The organism is Jeotgalibacillus proteolyticus (assembly GCF_002926065.1).
GTDB lineage: Bacteria > Bacillota > Bacilli > Bacillales > Jeotgalibacillaceae > Jeotgalibacillus > Jeotgalibacillus proteolyticus.
In genome coordinates this window covers 1-17077 of sequence record NZ_PREZ01000001.1, presented here as the reverse complement: position 1 = coordinate 17077, position 17077 = coordinate 1, and the positions used below count along the sequence as shown (strand labels likewise).

Here is a 17077-nt window from a genome sequence, read left to right as displayed (position 1 = left end):
CTTTAATCTTAAAGCCCGCTCATTGCAGGAAGTTAATCACACACTCTCCTGCCACTTATATCGTAAGTGATCCGCCTGTGCCTACTTAAACTGAGTTCAGCAAGGTGCTCCAAAGTCCATTCCACAGCACTCTTTACTGGTTCTCAGCAGCCACCAGCTCTCTAAAAAAGACGTGCAGTGTACTATTCTTTTTCATCGCGTTAAGTTTTTGATTGTTTATTATATTAGTATGAACCCCTTTTAATGTCAACCGGAAAGAACATTATTTTCTGAAATCTTTTGATTACCAACCTTCAAAAGTCCGCGTCCAATTAAATACGTAAGAAAGAAAAAGATAAGGGCACAGACCTCTAGCTGAATGATATAAACCCAGCCTTCTCCAAAAAAAGAAAGTGCTGTATCAGATGCCGGCGGACCGGATAAAAAGAAATAATTTGATCCGAGTTTTTTATTGATAATCGCTACAGGAACAGCGAACGCGTTTAAGATAAGAAAAGCCCAAAGGATGGAGCGCAGCTTAAGCTCCCATTTATCCCTGTAGAGGATATAAACGGCTGTAATTGGAATAGCGATATGCTGCAAAAAGAATTTCCAGTAAAAATAATGAGGAAATCCGTAAGCTAAGTCAGGTGTCATAAGAGCAAGTACAGGCGGGAAAAAAGCAACGTAAAAGAAAAAGTAGAAAATAAATTTGTTTCTTTTAAATAAAAGATACAGGCCAAAAAAAGTACTGAATGAACAAAGCTGAATCGGTATAAAATATTTCGCATCCCATATTCCAACAGAAGCAGCCCAAATTTGATAGGACAATTCCGATAAAATAAGAATGGAGGCCAGGATCCATATGATCAGCTTATGAATTCTTTTGGATAAACGCTGCCGGAAATTTAAAATGGATGCAAAAAAGCTTATGAAAAAGACACCGATCATTACAATATGACTAATAGAAAAAAGCTCAAATGAGACGAATTCAGTTGGTGAAAACACACGTACCTCCTCCGTTTCATTTAAGCTTATGCATAGCTGGGTTAGTTATTGACTGCTGCAAGCTTTGAAGATAAATATTCCTTTGCGGCCTGGGCCATTCGCTGATAAATCAGCTCCTCATCTGTCCCGGAAAGATGAGCTGTGTTCACAATTTGATTTGACCCTTCATCAATGTTTGCTTCATAGTAGTCCGTAAATGTCGCGTTGCCAATTAAATCGATATGGTCATAGCGGCCTTCATTTTTATTGATTACACATTTTACACGTCCACCGTCATTGTAGACGTCAATTGGAATACCAGCCTCGCTTCTTTCAAGAATGACCTCCACAAGACTTGAAGAAGACATCGCCGTTCCGCATGCATTAGTAAATCCGACGCCTCTTTCGAACGTCCGTACAAAAATTTCGTTTTCACTAAACGGCACAACAAAACTTACGTTTACCCCGTCTTTAAACCATTCATTTTGGGAGTTGAATTTCTCAGCCATTTCTTTTTGAAGGCTGCCTGAAAGCACTTCTGCATCTACATGTGTAATTAAATGCGGATTAGGGACAGCCAGAGCTGAAAAACGAAGAGAATGATGCCACTCCGGTACCGGCTGATTAATTAATGTTTCACTATCCATTTCTAAAGGAAGTGCATCGAGGTTAAATAAAATAGGCGATATTTCTACTGCATAGGTCGGAATGTCCTCGTATAACGACTCCACTTTTTCCACTTGTAATGTTGCTTTTAACGTCTCAACACTGAATTTATTAAGACCATCACGTTCAGCTATATAGCGGGCTGCACAACGCAGACCGTTTCCGCACATCGAAGCTTCTGAGCCGTCTGAGTTAAATACTCTCATTTTTGCCTGAGCATTTGTGCTTTCAGAAATGTACAATACACCATCAGCGCCTATAGACGATGTTCTATTGCAAAGGGTTTCCGCTATTTGTGCACGGTCTTTATCTACTAGTTTCAAGGAGCTGTTCTCTTCATCGAATATAATAAAATCATTGCTTGATCCATGACATTTAATTAAAGATAGTTTCATAATTTATTCCCTCACGTTTCGAATGTATTGATATTAGGTTGCCATATTCTCATTTTTTTCGCAAGATTGATATACTAAATACATGACCAGTTTAACCTGAGGTGAGCACAATGTATGAAGACTTCCGCTTTTATTTTGACGTGGACAAGGTTGAAAAACTAAATGATTCTTACGTAGTGTACGTGAAAACGCGCATCCTGGATCATGAGAAATTCGATTATTTTGAAGGGGTTATTAGAGTTGAGCTTAATCCTGTCGGCATCTATCCAAAGCCAGGGGATATTGCCCGGGCGGTTTCGCCAAAAAACCTGCGAGGGAAATTAGGCTCAGAGCTAAAACGCTATATAAAGCCGCAGAGAAGATTTTTATATGAACTGGCTTAGTATAAGTCAACTTTCTTAGCATACTAAGAAGACCATCTTTATAAAAAAGATGGTCTTTTGCTTATATAAATGGGATGAAATGCAAAATGAAGTAAAGTAAAAACAGAGCTGAAATAATCAGTAGCGGTATTGATACTTCCTTTGCTCTTCCCATAATGAACTTCATAAATGGATACAAAATGAATCCAATAGCTATCCCGTCAGCAATGCTGAACGTAAAAGGAATCATTACAATCAGCATAATGGCTGGAATCGATTCAGTAAAATCCTCAAGATTCATATGACGCATGTGCTGAATCATCAGAATGCCAATAATAATTAAAATAGGGGCAACCGCATGATCAGGTATATAGCCCATATACGGAATAAACAGGGCGGAAGCTAGAAACAGCACACCTGTTGTCAGGGCGGTAAGTCCGGTTCGTCCTCCTGCTGCCATCGCGGCCGTTGATTCCACTGTCGAAACTGTCGGGCTCGTTCCAAGGAACCCTGAACTTAATGCTGATAATGCATTTGCTTTTAAAGCAGGTCCGTAGGCTTCCGGTCTTTTAATAAAAGAAACATGCCCATGAACTAGTCCGATGTTTTCAAATACCAGGACCATAGTCAGAGAAAAGATCCCGATCCAAAATGGAATGTGGAGCCATTTATCAAAGGATAGCTGAAACCAAATAATTGATTCTCCTGTGATTGAGGTTTGGCTTCCCCCTGCCGGCTGAATTCCAAGCACAAAAGCAAGAGCGGTGCCAAATAAAATGGTCCATAAAAAATGTCCTGGAACGTTTTTCACAAACAAAACTAGTGCTGCGATCAATGTAATGATTGTAGCCAAAGCAGCAGGCTCTGCAAAGTCACCAATGGCAATGAGTGAGTTTTCACCCTGAACAACCATTGAACCTTTTTCAAGCCCGATGAGCAGTAAAAAGAAGCCGAGACCTACAGTGATCGCATCCTTTAAGGATTGCGGAATCGCCTCGCTTAAAATTCCTGAAAGCTTTGTAAACGCCACGATAACAAAAAGCATTCCGGAAACAGCAACGATTCCAAGTGCCTCCTGCCACGTAAAGCCCATTGCATGAACGAGCGTGTACGTGAACATGGCGTTAATGCCCATTCCCGGCACCAGGATGATTGGCGCATTGCCGATAAACGCCATTAATAGACAGCCTAATGCACAGGTCAGAATCGTTGCAATTACCGCTCCTTCAAACGGCATACCTGATTCTGATAAAATCAATGAATTGACCGCGATAATATACACGATCGTAAAAAACCCTACTGCCCCAGCCATCACTTCCTGTTTTACAGATGTGTGATGTTTGGTTAAATCAAAAAATCCTCCTAAAGTTTTCATATAATGCCTGCCTTTGCAAGCGCCCTCTCCCTACCCGCTCAACCTCAAAACGAGGCCAGCCACAAGATGTTATTATACTGTCCATAAATGAAAATGTCATTAAAAATGTGACGAGAAAGGTTTTTTGACAAAACAAAAAGCCAGTGGTTAGCTGACTTTTTGTTTTGTCTTACGCATCCATGCTTTTAAACAGGCTTGCCATTTCAATGGCAGCAATTGCTGCTTCCCAGCCCTTGTTGCCTGCCTTTGTACCGGCACGTTCGATAGCCTGTTCGATTGTATCTGTAGTTAGGACGCCAAAAATAACGGGCAGCCCTTCATTTAGCGCAATATTAGCGACCCCTTTTGCCACCTCTCCGCTGACATATTCAAAGTGGGGAGTAGCTCCGCGAATAACGGTGCCAAGGGTGATAACTGCATCATATTTGCCTGACTTAGCCAGACGCTGTGCAACAACAGGGATTTCAAATACGCCTGGCACCCATGCCACTGCTACATCCTCTTCCCGCACCCCATGTCTTCTTAGCGCATCTTCTGCTCCTCCAAGAAGCTTGCTCGTAATAAACTCATTAAATCTTCCTACTACAATCGCAACCTTAAGATCAGTTCCTACTAAATGTCCTTCATACGTTTTTTTCATATCCATTTCCCCCTAAAATTTCAGCATATGGCCGAGCTTTGATTTTTTTGTTTCAAGATACTTTGCATTCTGTTCTTTCGTTGGCATTTGAAGCGGGACCCGCTCAACTACCTTTAAGCCGTAGCCTTTAACCCCAGCGATTTTTCTTGGGTTGTTTGTTAAAATTCTCATATTCGTTACCCCTAAATCCTTTAGAATCTGGGCTCCGATTCCATAGTCCCTCAAATCAGCTGCAAACCCCAATTTCTGGTTTGCTTCCACTGTATCAAGACCTTCTTCCTGGAGTTTATAAGCTTTTAATTTGTTGACAAGACCGATCCCGCGCCCCTCCTGCCTCATATATAATAGAATGCCGTTGCCTTCTTTTTCAATCTGAGAAAGCGCAGCATGCAGCTGAGGTCCGCAATCACAGCGGTTTGAACCGAACACATCACCGGTTAAACATTCAGAATGCACCCGGACAAGGACGGGGTCAACCGAGGAAATATCTCCTTTAACCAGAGCCACATGCTCCTGTCCTGTAAGTGTTTCTGTATAGGCGACAGCCTGAAAATTACCGTATTCAGTCGGCATTTGTACAGCCACTTCACGCTGGATTAATTTTTCCTTATTTCTTCTGTACGCAATTAAGTCCTGAATCGTAATCAATTTTAAATCAAATTTATCAGCCAGTTCCTTTAGCTGAGGCACGCGGGCCATCGTACCATCTTCTTTTATGATTTCACAAATCACACCGGATGGCTTCGCGCCTGATAAAACAGCCAGATCTACAGCTGCTTCAGTATGCCCTGCCCGTTTTAACACACCGCCGGGCTTCGCCACCAGCGGAAAGATGTGGCCTGGACGGTTAAAATCGGAACCTTTAGCCTCAGTGTTAATCAACTCCCTAACCGTTAATGCACGCTCCGGGGCACTTATGCCTGTTGTTGTATCAATATGGTCCACACTAACTGTAAAAGCAGTCCCGTGGGAATCAGTATTTGTGTCTGTCATAGGTTTAAGCTGAAGCTCATTCGCTCTTTCTTCTGTAATCGGAACACAAACAAGTCCCCGTCCTTCTTTAATCATGAAATTAATGGTTTCTGATGTAATGTTTTCAGATAAGGCAACAAAGTCCCCTTCATTTTCCCTGTCTTCATCATCAACCACGATAATAACCTTTCCTGCCTTCAAATCATCAATTGCATCCTCTATGCGATTAAACATCCGGCTGTCCTCCCTAGTCCATAAATCCATATTTTTGTAAAAGAGCTTCGTCTACTCCTTTTTTAAATGGAACAGCTTTTGGCTGAACGAGCCTGTGAATGTATTTGGCAATCATATCACATTCAATATTCACAAAATCTCCAACCTTCTTCTTTCCTACCACTGATTCTTCCACAGTCTGAGGAATCAGCGAAATCATAAAGGCAGATTCTTCTACATCAAAAATAGTAAGTGACGTTCCGTCTACTGCTACCGAGCCTTTTTCAATAAAATACGGCATCAATTCGGGCTCAACATCAATATAAATATATATTGCATTTTCTTTTTGCTGTTTCGAACGTATTTTTCCTGTTCCATCAATATGGCCTGAAACAAAATGTCCTCCAAATCGGCCATTTGCCGGCATCGCACGCTCCAGGTTAACTTTCGAGCTGACCTTCAACTGATGAATGGTCGTTGTTTTAACAGTTTCAGGCATGACGTCAACTGTAAATTGATTATTTGTGAATCCAGTTACAGTGAGACAAACCCCATTCACTGAAATACTGTCTCCAAGGTGAGCGTCGCTAATGACCTTTGGACCGTCAATTGTCAGCACACTCGACTCTCTTCCTCTTTTAATGGAAACAATACTTCCTACTTCTTCAATTATGCCCGTAAACAATTCTGTTCACCCTCTTTCCTCAAGCCTTGCAAGAAGCTTCAAATCACGCCCCAAAAGCTTTACTTCTTCAAAAATAAGCCCGGGAGCTTCATTCATGACCTCAACACCCGTTCCATTAAAAACTGATTTTGCCGAAGCATTCCCGATAATTTTCGGGGCCATATAAAGTATTAAACGATCAAAAAGCTTTTGGTCCAAAAAGGCTCCATGAACCTTCGAACCACCCTCCACATAAACGGAGAGTATTTTCTCATCCCCAAGGACGGATAACAGCTCGGGAATTTCAATTGACTCCTTCTCCATTCTTAAAACCCGAACATGGTCTGCTTGTGTAAATTGTGACTCTCTCTCCTGTGAAGCCCCTTTTCCACAAATCACCCAGGTAGGCGCAGCGCCATCAGTAAGTACTTTAGCTGAAGAATCAATGGACAATTGTGTATCCAGAATAATTCTAACGGGGGAAATGCCTCCGTTTGGCAGGCGGGTAGTGAGAGCGGGATCATCTGCTTTAACCGTATTTGATCCTACAAGTATCGCATCATGCAAATGACGGTCAAAATGCACATCCTCTCTGGCTTCTGTAGATGTGATCCATTTACTATCGCCGCTTTCAGTCGCAATTTTCCCATCGAGTGTCATCGCAGCCTTTAATGTAACAAACGGCTTTTTCGATTTCATATGGTGAAAAAAAAATTCGTTTAATTGAAGTGCTTCTTCCTTTAATACAGCCGTTGTTACCTCAATGCCAGCATCCTCAAGCTTACGGATGCCATTTCCTGAAACAAGCGGATTTGAGTCCACAGAAGCGATCACCACCCGCTTCAAGCCTTTTTCAATAATTAAGTCCGCACATGGAGGTGTTTTCCCGTAGTGGGAACAGGGCTCAAGCGTCACATAAATAGTTGCTCCTTCAGCCTCATCACCAGCCTGCTTTAGAGCATTTACTTCAGCATGGCCTTCTCCTGATTTCAAGTGAGCCCCCATTCCTACAGCCCTGCCGTCTTTTACAACCACAGCACCTACTGCTGGATTTGGGGAGGTTTGTCCCAAGGTGCTTTTTGCCATCTCAATCGCAAGCTTCATCCATTTTTCATCCATACAATCATCCTCACACAACAGGCATTGTTAAACCGCCAAAAAGCCCCCTATAAAATCCATATGGGGCTTTTGAAAGCATAGTTAAATAAGCGTCTACTAATACAGGTTAGTACAACGCATTTCCTTCTCTCATCCAGACTATCACTGTCGGCTTTGGAGTTTCACCAAATCCACCGGCATCGCCGGGTCACGGACTAAGGACACATAAGGTCCATCACCGCCGGTAGGGACTTGCACCCTGCCCCGAAGGATTACTGATTCAATTGTGATACTATTATGTCGGATTAAATACTGTTTTGTAAAGGTTTTTGTCTTTGCCTTCCCTGTGCCTCCTTGTCCATTCTCGTCCCCAATTTTGAATTTCGTTCCCATTTCGTCCCCAAATTTAAATATAGTAATTGCTCATAATTCTGAGCTATAGAGATTTTAAAAAATTTTTTAATACCCTCTAGAGTTTACACTATAGAATTTCAATAAACCGAATATTAATTTTTAAAATATTATTTGTCCATTCGATAAATAAAATTTATTAATTTTTGAAAATTATATTGTCTATTTACATATTTTTCTTTATATTTAGGTTGTATGTAATGCAAAATATTAATATTGCAGGTAAAATAACCTATTGAAGGAAGGCCTAAAATGTATATTCTGTTTGCTTGGCTAGTTTTTTGGGATTATCATAATGAAAAAGACGAAGACAAAAGAAATAATCAATTAGCTAAATTACTCCCGTTTTTATTATTCTCTCAAATCACGTTTTTAATTGGTGTGTTGCTAATACTTTCATTACTTGATAATCAGTCCGATGAAGTAGTATCTTTAATGGGAATTTTATTATCAATCGTTGGTGTAATTCAATTCTTTTTTCAACAAAGTGTGTGCTACAATGCTTTTCAAAAAAGTTCGAAGATAAAATCATTAAAGAATTCTACTAAAAAGACTATTTCTTTGATGGGTAACTTATCAGTATTAGTAGTAGGTGGACTTATCCTGGAATTTGAAGAGATCATCAGTGATTTTTATAAAGGATATGAAGAAGACAGTAGAAATAAGAATGAAAATAGCACTCATAGCAATTATTACGGAGATAGGAACGGTAGTAAAGCTTATAAAGAAAGTACTGGAAATAATGACTATGAAGATAGTACTTATAGTAATAGTTATGAGGAGGATAATACTAATAGTAATACCAATGATTACAAGAATGAAACTAATAATTTAGAACATATTTATATTAAGTATGAATTACCTTTAGATACAGATGTAACTACGATAAAAAAACGATTTAGAACCTTAGCAAAACAACTTCATCCGGACATGCCACAAGGTGATGAAAAGTTATTTATCGAACTTAGGGAAGACATGTATTTCTTGATGGACTATCTTAAATTAAAGGCAAGCGCTTAAAATTTGAAGAAGGTAAAAGCCAATGTGAAAAGATCTTGGCTTTTACTTTTTTTACTCCATTATTAATCTTCTCCTAAAACTAAATCCGCTAAAGAACTCCTGTCTGGTCTCCTATCTATGATCTAAGATTGTAGAACTACTTTGAGGATAGCAATCCCTTCAAGTTATCAATATACCTACACTTTAATGGGTAATGTGATAGTGGATACTCTTGATAATTTAAACCCCAACGGAGTAAACGAATCACTCGGTCTGACAGAGAGCGAGCCAGCTTAGTCTGCTGAATCAACTGAAACTGGTAAAGAAGGTGATGTGTCGAGTGTGGATACAAACGGAAATGGCCTAGTAACAATTCAGGAAGCAAAGGATGCAGGTTTCACAATGCCGATCATGAGCGACCACTGGCTTTACCCATACATGCGTGATAATGATGGAGACGGCATGGTTGGTGAGTAATTTTAAGTATAAAGTGATAAGTACCTCCCTGGCCCTCTTCACCTCTACAACTTGATCTAAGCATGACTTTCATTTGCACAGCACTCTTTTCTTTTAATATGTACTTCTTTTCTGAAATACAATCAGCTTCACTTTGCAATCAGATAGTGATTTAGAAAAACCTAGTCAAATCATCTGTATCTCTATTTGAATCATTTTTAGGTTCGAATATAAAAATTTTAGGGTTACTTAATGCCTCTACTGCCTGCTCGTTAGAATTAAAAATAACAAGATTACTACCATAAGATCTACTTGAAGAGTATATAATACCTTTAAATCCTGCTTGCCTTGCACAATCAGCAATAAAATTTGTCATAAAATACTGAGGTCTCCATTTGCTTGATCTATCTTCAACCTTATCAAATATAAAACGTGAAGCTAAGAGCGCTTGAATTACTTCATTCTCTGTAGAGTTTAATCCTGACCACTCATGCCTCAAATCAAGTATGTCTGTCAATTTACTTGTTTGAGAATATTCTTGAATCCAAATTAATGAAGCATCATTAGGATTATCAAGTGTTTCAATCATTGCTAATTCTTCATCTTCAGCCAAATACAAGACACTTTGTCCTTGATGATGAAATCTTCCACCTGAGGATAGACCAATTTTAGGAGCAGTCATATCAGACTTTTCGAAAACCTTAGGTTCAGTTACTTGCCTAGCTCTAGACCATTTTTGAGGATTTAAATTAATCGATTCTACTTTTCTTTTTGTTATTTCCTGATGTATTTTTTTACCCATTGGATGAGATAGTGCAAGAGATGGGTATTTTTCTAAATGTGAACGAAAATCACTTAATTTATCAGCAAATCGAGAAATTATTTTTTGATATTTTTTTTCTTCTTCCAATATGGTTTCATCTTCTGTACCAGCTACATCAAATATATCAAAATCTTCCCTACCACAGTTAGGACATTTTAGGTGTGCCGCAATATCTTCACGGTATTTTTCTGGACAATTTAAACTTTCAAGAATTTCCTCGACTGTCGTTTCATTGCCCATTATCCAAATATAATCACCGCCATCATAGGGTTGGCAGGTAACACAATATCTTAATTTGAGCTGAGCTTTATCTTTAAATTTCTCTGCTCTTTTGTTGAGTTCGGGTAAATAATCTTGGGAATCCACTTAAATCACCTTCTCTTTCATGAGATTTTAACTTTTCTTTTTGTTATAATACTCTAACACATTGCTAAAATTAGAGATAAGTAAAAAGACAATTATTAGTAATTTTTTTTACTATAAAAGCACATTTTGTAAAATTGCAGTAAAAAGGGAAAGCCGCATGATTCAATTCAGACTAGCCTATATTACTTACAATAGAAAAACATATGACAGAAACTATTAGATGTAAAAAATTGATTTGATCGGAAGGTTTATCAGTTACTCCTCACACAAAAAGTGTTTTGTTTGGTAAAGGCTTATTAACATTTTGTTTTAAAGGAGGAGTTTTTATGCTTTACTTTAAATTTGATCTTATCGAACAGGGATATACTGACGAGGATTTAGAAATTATCGATTTGCATTTTTCCTTTACAGTAACCGAAGATGACTACGACTTAATTACATTGTTCAAAAATGAACCTGAAATTCTCGCGTATTTAGATCTTTTAAATAAGGAAGGTGATCCTAAAGAATTAATACAAGATCATGAGTTTGTTATTCAATTAAATCATGGTAAATGGGCTATTTACGATGAGGAACTAGATAGAAAAGATACACTCGCTCAAATGGATTGATTTGTAGAACTAACCCTACCATATACAGATTGAATTAAATTTGAAGGGATGTATAAGGATAATGGTAAAGAAGAAATTAAAAGATCATTCACTATTTGATGAATTAGAATTAAGAGGTAGATGGGGTTTAAATGAGGAAGAACTAAATGTCATTGGATCTCTGAATTATTCTCAGAATAAAATTGAACTTGATCTCGTAGGTACTTTAAAACCAGTTGACCATTCCTTAATCGGTGCATTCACACAAGATGATTCTTCCTTCTTAACAATCTACGGTATTGCAGAATCAGGAGAGAGAATTAGTTTACTAAATTGTGCTAAGACAAATTCTACAACTAGATTCAATGGGATAAGTGTAGAAAAATATGAGGTTGATGATGCAATAGTTGGGACTGAGTTCATTAATAACAATTACAAGTTTAAATTCATTACGTTTTCTACTAATGACTTAGGAATCTGGTCTGGAATAAATAGAATTAATAATGACCATATTATGTCACAGGAAAATGACCAAGTATTTTCTCAGACGGTTGATCTTGCAAAAATAAAACAAAACTTATTGGAATGGCCAATTGAAAAATTCGGCACCATACTAAAAGAGAACTACATGTTGAACATTTCTGGGACTGAAGAAAGAAATCAAATTTATAACTACAAATTTCTGTTTCAATATGAATTAACTCGAGATCAGGAGATGGAATCTTTAGATTGGTTTGTTCAGAAAATATATTCATTAAAAAGTTTGCTAACTCTTCTAATCGGTGCCCCTCTATTTTTTGACAATATTAATATCTACGGGGATTACCTTGATAAAGAGCAAAATGGAAAGCAGTACAGAAAAAAATTTAAAGTATTACATAGACAGCACGGATCTTACAATGAAATGAAACTTAAACGGAGTAAAATACTATTAACATTACCGGAAATTAAAGACTTTTCAAGCTTAATATCCTTATGGTTTGAAAAAGAAAATGACTTAAGAGTTTTAGTAGACTTTATTAATGGTGATCATTATAATTCTATGTCTGCTGAAAATGTATTTTTAAATATAGCTCAAACGGCTGAAATTTTTCATAGAAGATTCTCAGGAGAAAAGTTAATGACCACAGAGGAAAAAGATGATTATTTGAGTAAGAGAACAAAACTTATTGAATACCTAGATTTAGAATTTGATAAAGATTTTGCTACACTAATCAAAAATAGAATATCTAATCCAGATGCTTTTTCTCTTAAAGACCGATTAACATCTTTAATCTCTAAGCTAGATTTAAAGACTATTAGGACTTTCATCGGTGATACTAATGAGGTTAAATCATTCATTAAAAATATTGGAGATCGAAGAAATTACCTAACTCATTTAGATGAAGAGAGATATAAAGATAAAATTAAAAGTTCAGATATTGACCTGATCCTTGATACTCACAGATTGAAGGTTATAATGATCATTCATGTACTCAGTGTGTTAAATGTTCAAGAGGTAGATTCATTTAACAAACTGCAGTCTATTTATAGTTATCTTAAAAAGTAATACATGCCCCCTCAATTCACTAGAAAGAGGGGGTTTTTTGTGTGGTGTAAAGGCCCCGATGTGGAAGTCGAAGGGCTTAAAATTTATCTTAACGACTTATTTTTGTTAGTAATAGTGAGTTTTGCGATGCTGTCCCACTATAATTATAAATACCATGTTGAGCAGCCAATCTCGCACGGTTATTGTAGGACGAATCTAACTTCATACGGTTCATGTAGTCGACTATGCCCTCTCCTGCTTGTGGCTTTTGCCGACTTGATGCTACAGGAATTGAAACACCAGATCTACGATTCACTTCAGCGCGCACTTTTTGATATTCTTCAGCACTAATACCAAGGGACTTTATGCGGTTATTGTGACCATTACCATGTTTTTTATCGAGAACTTCCTGAGCCATTTGAGTGATTGATTTAGAAGCAGCTTGACCGGTACCACTTTGCAAGATTTTAGTAAAGATGTATTTTGTTCTGCTGTTCCTCGGTAATTAGCTATACCATATTGAGCAGCTAACTTCTCTCGGTTGGCAAAAGATGAATCTACACCATTTTTACTTAGCCAATCCACAATGCTGTTCGATACTGTAACATTCGGTGTAGTCGAAGCATTTGGTGGATTAGAAACATGAACAGGCCCTTTTCCATCGCCCAACCGTGCGCGTACTGTATTCATATTGATACCTGGGCAAGAAGTGTTTGTTCCTGAAAATTCGTTATGGCCAATCACTCTCGATGCAGAAAGACCAAATACTTTCCTGGCATTTTCAGCTCGCTCTTCAAATGCTTTTTCTTGTGCAGCTGTAAAAGAACCATTACCAACTAAGCAAATATTATAGATATTTGGATTATAGTTTGCTACACCGTTTGTAATTTGATCATAGTCATAACAACGTTGGACCGTTCCATCGCGAAGAATAATCTCATGATACCCACCGGTCCCCCATCCTCTTACACGTCTCCAGTGATCCATAAACGAATCGAAGTTTCCTTGTTCGGTAGCTGAGTGGTGACGGGCAATGTGTGTAACTCTGGATATCGATCTTCTGTTATTACTGAACGGAGTGCGTGCTCGTAAATCTTGAATGTTTGTCATGTTAAATGTCCTCCTTTGTTAGTCCGGATCTCTTCTTTCCAATTTCAAAAAGCCCGGTAGCACTTAATCCTGCAAAGCCTCCGGCCCACATTCGTAAAGTGGTGTCTAAATCTGTAAATGGACTTGCTGCGAAGCCAATAAAAATACCCATTGCCAGGGCAATGAGTGGGAGAAGGTTTTTCGGTATTGGTCCTGTTTTCTTGGCTACTTCGATTAAAGCCAAAACAATAGGCGCTAAGATCGTTGCGAATAACAATACAGCTTCTATTTCCATTATTGATCCTCTCGCTTTCGATAGATTCTTTTCTCCACCCGATCCACTCTGCTTTCAATGGTAATCATTGTTTTTTGAATGGATTGCAGTGCATTTGATGTTTGTTGCTGTATATCATTCGATCGATCCAAATGGTTAAGTAGCCTTTCTTCCCGTCGCTGGGCTTCTGCCCTCGTAATTGCATTCGATTCTTTCAGTTCTTTTTCTCTCTCTATGTTTTCTTTTCTCATTTCCCGAATAACAGTTGCGGCTAAGAAAATGCAGCATAGCGTCCACACTGCTTGTGAGTTAGCAATTTCTTGTGCAAGTTGCATTGAATCCCCCTTAGAAATAAAAGTATATTAGGTCTTACACCTCCTTTGTTGCATAAATAAAAGACACTCCATTGTTGAGATGTCTTTAAGATTATTGCTTTGTTATAACCGTTCTTTTTGAAAAATCCACCCAAATAAGATTAGGGATCTGATGTTGTATTGCAATTTCTTCATTTAATTTATTTTGTTCCTCTAAAACGACTTTTTGCAACTTAAGATCTTCTAACTTATCATAACTATCAAAGTGAATAGATTCTAATACATCGTCTGCAGTTACATGCTCAGGTATAATCCCTGAAGATGGTTCAATTAGATAATCGCGCTTAAGAACTTGCACTACTTGTACAATAAAAAAATACAAGGGTACTTTTGTAGACGTCAAGTCGAATTTTACACTTTTTGCTCGTTTCCTTTTTACACTTTTGCTGAAAAAATGCTTTTCCGGTTTTTCATACGATGACTCTCCTCGTTTTCACCACCATGGATGACTTCCACACGATGAAGTAAGCGATCTAAAATAGCTGTTGTAATCCCTTGATCACCAATTAAATTACCCCATTCATCTGGACTTTTATTTGAAGTCAGGATGATCGAACTTCGTTCGTATAAATGATTAATCAAATGAAAGAACAAGTTTGCTTCTCTCTGATCCATGGCCATATACATTAAATCATCGATGATCACAAGATCGGCATTTCTCATTCTTTTGAGTTGAACTTTAGATTTATTCAAATATTCTTCTGATTTTAGTAGCTGCACAAGTTCACCCATTGTAGCGAAATAAACATTGAACCCTCTGTATACAGCTTCAAGTCCAAGCCCAATTGCGATGTATGTTTTTCCAATGCCGGGGGGACCTAGAAGAATTAAATTGTACTGTTGCTCTAGCCAGCTTAATTCTCGAAGTTGAGAAAGCTGACGAGCCGTCAGAACGTTTTGTCCTTTCAACTCAAACTCATCTAACGACTTCACGAAAGGGAAGCGTGCCCATTTCATTCTCTTTTCAAGGCTTTTCGCTTCACGTTTGGCTAATTCATATCGAGTGATAGACTCTAAAAATTCCAAGTAGGTCCATGATGCTTTTTCAGCTTCGCGAAGAAGCTGTGGCAGCTCCTCCGCAGTCTCTGATAAACGTAACTGACGGAATAGATCTTGTAGTTCATGTACAGTCTTATTCATCAGCTTCTACCTCCTAAAATGCTGGTATAGGCATTTAGAGAACGGGTAGAGGCTTTGATATGAGAATGTTTTGGTAGAATGGTATGCAAGGATTGTACCTCTTCATTTGGTCCGTCTCGCAATGTATCAAGGTGATGGGCAATATCACGAAAATCATTCGCATTGTATAATTTCTCTGTCAGGCACTTGGTCAAAACAGTATCAATTAACGCTGGATATCGTTGAATGATCTTATTGATAATCACAAATTGATCTCGACGATACCTTGGGTATCTTTGACTAATCTCATCTAAATAAGTAGTTGCCTGAATCTGATCTTCAAAGTAAGAGATGAGGTGTTGCTTAAACTCTTCAACCCCTTTGGAGCGATCACGGGTATGATGACGGTTTTGAATAAGTTTTCCTTTTTCTAAGCTAATCATATGCTCGGCAATGACATCACCTTTTGCTTCTCTGCGAATGACAAGGGTCTGATAATCTTCGTCCTTCACTTCAATCCACACAAGATTTTCACTCATTGTTTGATAAGTCCCTAATGGGACGGAATAACGGTTTGATTTGTATCGGATCGTATTGTCCTTGCTTACACTTCTTGTTATACTTTGGTTATTGGTACTTTCATATGAAAGTAATGAAGAGACTGGCTGTAAGTGTTGCTTTTCGAGGAGAAACACTTCTGCTGGTCTTTTTTTCGTTGTCTGGTGAACCTTATGGTTTCCAGTACGTACGAGCCATTGTCTTGCTCGTTCATTCCAGTCTTCTATGTCGCTAAACACACGACTGTCTGAGAAATTGCCTTTTACGTATTTCACTACATTTTCAATCATACCTTTAGATTCTGGGTCAGCTCTTCTGCACAGATAAACGTTAAATTTTCGTTCATTTACATAGCTTTGAAACTCAGTTGTTAAAAGCAGCTGTCCCGCATTTTCACTCACTGCGATCAAGTTATCCTGGTCATAGACGATTTCTTCTGTTCGTCCTCCATAGAACTGAAATGCATTTTCATGGCAGCGAATCGCATCTCTTGTGGTGAAAGGATGGGTCTGCCATTCCGTATATTTTTGTCTGGAGTGGGCCAATACAAAGGCAATAAAGTACAGTTTGATTTCTTTGTTGTCAGTCGTTTTCTGTCTTGTGATCCCCCAGTCGACCTGAAGTTGTTTACCCATCGGTTGTTCTGGAACAGCTTCGTATTGACGGACAGTAACCTCTTTCTCAATCTGATAGACTTCTCGAATATCTTTCACATACGCTCTCATCGTACTTTCACCGACCAGGAGGTCGGGATATCTCTCCAAAAGCCAATCATAAATTTGGGCACTACTCAAGTGAGGATACTCTTCCAGCCAGGCTAGTATCCAGTCTTTATAAAGATCTAGTTTTTTCTTCTTCCCCAAAGGCTGCTCCGTGTATGTTTTTGCTTCCTCAAATGTCATGCCTAAATACTTATAGACAGTCGGTCTTGAAATCTTCAGCTCCTTAGCGATTTGTGCTATTTTAAACTTTCTCTTATGTAATTCATGAATCTTTATGTATAACACTAACTTCTCCTCCAAAATCCTAACCTCCAGTAAAATAACGTCACGCTCTATTTTACTAAAGTAGTAGGTTGATTGAGCAAAAGTGTAAAATCCTATCGAGCAAAAACTGTCAACTTTATTCTAGCGTTTACA

The 17077-nt window shown here is 38.3% G+C and carries 18 protein-coding genes, 1 pseudogene, 1 riboswitch and 1 other annotated feature (1 of these 21 cut by a window edge); of the genes and pseudogenes, 5 read left to right on the top strand and 14 right to left on the bottom strand.

The features are described 5' to 3' along the window. Positions 1 to 205, bottom strand: a binding site (T-box leader); it reaches 38 nt to the left of the window's first position. Positions 206 to 246: 41 nt separating this feature from the next. Together C4B60_RS00100 and dapF are read right to left on the bottom strand one after the other, a co-directional pair. Continuing rightward, positions 247 to 987: a YwaF family protein gene (locus tag C4B60_RS00100; RefSeq protein ID WP_104055509.1), complete on the bottom strand. Its 741-nt coding sequence runs from the start codon at positions 985 to 987 to the stop codon at positions 247 to 249. A 41-nt stretch (positions 988 to 1028) separates the two neighbouring features. After that, complete coding sequence (gene dapF / locus C4B60_RS00095) at positions 1029 to 2027, bottom strand: diaminopimelate epimerase (protein ID WP_104055508.1); 999 nt, start codon at positions 2025 to 2027, stop codon at positions 1029 to 1031. Between the two features lie 110 nt (positions 2028 to 2137). On the opposite strand from dapF, the gene C4B60_RS00090 reads away from it, so the two are divergent. After that, positions 2138 to 2410 (top strand): hypothetical protein, encoded by a 273-nt coding sequence (locus tag C4B60_RS00090; RefSeq protein ID WP_104055506.1) that lies wholly within the window; start codon positions 2138 to 2140, stop codon positions 2408 to 2410. Between the two features lie 61 nt (positions 2411 to 2471). On the opposite strand, the gene C4B60_RS00085 is transcribed toward C4B60_RS00090, so the two are convergent. From C4B60_RS00085 to ribD, 5 genes are all read right to left on the bottom strand, one after another. After that, positions 2472 to 3764, bottom strand: coding sequence for an NCS2 family permease (locus C4B60_RS00085; RefSeq protein ID WP_104055505.1), 1293 nt, complete (start codon positions 3762 to 3764; stop codon positions 2472 to 2474). A 169-nt stretch (positions 3765 to 3933) separates the two neighbouring features. After that, positions 3934 to 4404: a 6,7-dimethyl-8-ribityllumazine synthase gene (ribH, locus tag C4B60_RS00080; protein WP_104055503.1), complete on the bottom strand. Its 471-nt coding sequence runs from the start codon at positions 4402 to 4404 to the stop codon at positions 3934 to 3936. Between the two features lie 12 nt (positions 4405 to 4416). Beyond that, positions 4417 to 5610 (bottom strand): bifunctional 3,4-dihydroxy-2-butanone-4-phosphate synthase/GTP cyclohydrolase II, encoded by a 1194-nt coding sequence (locus tag C4B60_RS00075; protein ID WP_104055501.1) that lies wholly within the window; start codon positions 5608 to 5610, stop codon positions 4417 to 4419. 13 nt (positions 5611 to 5623) lie between these two features. Further along, complete coding sequence (gene ribE / locus C4B60_RS00070) at positions 5624 to 6274, bottom strand: riboflavin synthase (RefSeq protein ID WP_104055500.1); 651 nt, start codon at positions 6272 to 6274, stop codon at positions 5624 to 5626. Positions 6275 to 6280: 6 nt separating this feature from the next. Then, positions 6281 to 7372 (bottom strand): bifunctional diaminohydroxyphosphoribosylaminopyrimidine deaminase/5-amino-6-(5-phosphoribosylamino)uracil reductase RibD, encoded by a 1092-nt coding sequence (gene ribD / locus C4B60_RS00065; protein ID WP_104055498.1) that lies wholly within the window; start codon positions 7370 to 7372, stop codon positions 6281 to 6283. 117 nt (positions 7373 to 7489) lie between these two features. After that, positions 7490 to 7627: riboswitch (FMN riboswitch) on the bottom strand. A 387-nt stretch (positions 7628 to 8014) separates the two neighbouring features. Between ribD and C4B60_RS00060 the strand changes: the two genes are divergently transcribed. Continuing rightward, positions 8015 to 8782 (top strand): J domain-containing protein, encoded by a 768-nt coding sequence (locus C4B60_RS00060; RefSeq protein ID WP_104055497.1) that lies wholly within the window; start codon positions 8015 to 8017, stop codon positions 8780 to 8782. 153 nt (positions 8783 to 8935) lie between these two features. Then, a pseudogene (locus C4B60_RS00055) lies at positions 8936 to 9238 on the top strand (DNA/RNA non-specific endonuclease); the annotation flags it as partial. Between the two features lie 151 nt (positions 9239 to 9389). Here the strand turns inward: C4B60_RS00055 and C4B60_RS00050 are convergent. Next, positions 9390 to 10406: an RES domain-containing protein gene (locus C4B60_RS00050; protein ID WP_104055495.1), complete on the bottom strand. Its 1017-nt coding sequence runs from the start codon at positions 10404 to 10406 to the stop codon at positions 9390 to 9392. A gap of 326 nt (positions 10407 to 10732) precedes the next feature. Between C4B60_RS00050 and C4B60_RS00045 the strand changes: the two genes are divergently transcribed. Both C4B60_RS00045 and C4B60_RS00040 read left to right on the top strand, forming a co-directional pair. Next, entirely contained in the window at positions 10733 to 11017 is a 285-nt protein-coding gene (locus C4B60_RS00045) for a hypothetical protein (protein ID WP_104055493.1), read from the top strand. A gap of 61 nt (positions 11018 to 11078) precedes the next feature. After that, positions 11079 to 12545, top strand: a complete 1467-nt coding sequence (locus C4B60_RS00040; RefSeq protein ID WP_104055491.1) for an ApeA N-terminal domain 1-containing protein — start codon at positions 11079 to 11081, stop codon at positions 12543 to 12545. A gap of 342 nt (positions 12546 to 12887) precedes the next feature. Here the strand turns inward: C4B60_RS00040 and C4B60_RS21580 are convergent, their stop codons facing one another. From C4B60_RS21580 to istA, 6 genes are all read right to left on the bottom strand, one after another. Continuing rightward, the gene (locus tag C4B60_RS21580) at positions 12888 to 13634 is read right to left on the bottom strand and encodes an N-acetylmuramoyl-L-alanine amidase (protein ID WP_209020044.1); all 747 of its coding nucleotides are present in this window, start codon (positions 13632 to 13634) and stop codon (positions 12888 to 12890) included. A 1-nt stretch (position 13635) separates the two neighbouring features. Then, positions 13636 to 13902, bottom strand: coding sequence for a holin (locus tag C4B60_RS00025; protein ID WP_104056618.1), 267 nt, complete (start codon positions 13900 to 13902; stop codon positions 13636 to 13638). 5 nt (positions 13903 to 13907) lie between these two features. Then, positions 13908 to 14222, bottom strand: a complete 315-nt coding sequence (locus C4B60_RS00020; RefSeq protein ID WP_104055488.1) for a hypothetical protein — start codon at positions 14220 to 14222, stop codon at positions 13908 to 13910. A gap of 91 nt (positions 14223 to 14313) precedes the next feature. Then, positions 14314 to 14604, bottom strand: a complete 291-nt coding sequence (locus tag C4B60_RS00015) for a hypothetical protein (RefSeq protein WP_104055486.1) — start codon at positions 14602 to 14604, stop codon at positions 14314 to 14316. A gap of 32 nt (positions 14605 to 14636) precedes the next feature. After that, a complete protein-coding gene (gene istB / locus C4B60_RS00010) occupies positions 14637 to 15401 on the bottom strand; it encodes an IS21-like element IS643 family helper ATPase IstB (RefSeq protein ID WP_104055485.1) in 765 nt (254 codons plus the stop codon). After that, complete coding sequence (gene istA / locus C4B60_RS00005) at positions 15401 to 16945, bottom strand: IS21 family transposase (RefSeq protein WP_104056617.1); 1545 nt, start codon at positions 16943 to 16945, stop codon at positions 15401 to 15403. The genes istB and istA overlap by 1 nt, the downstream gene beginning before the upstream one ends. Positions 16946 to 17077 lie beyond the last annotated feature (132 nt).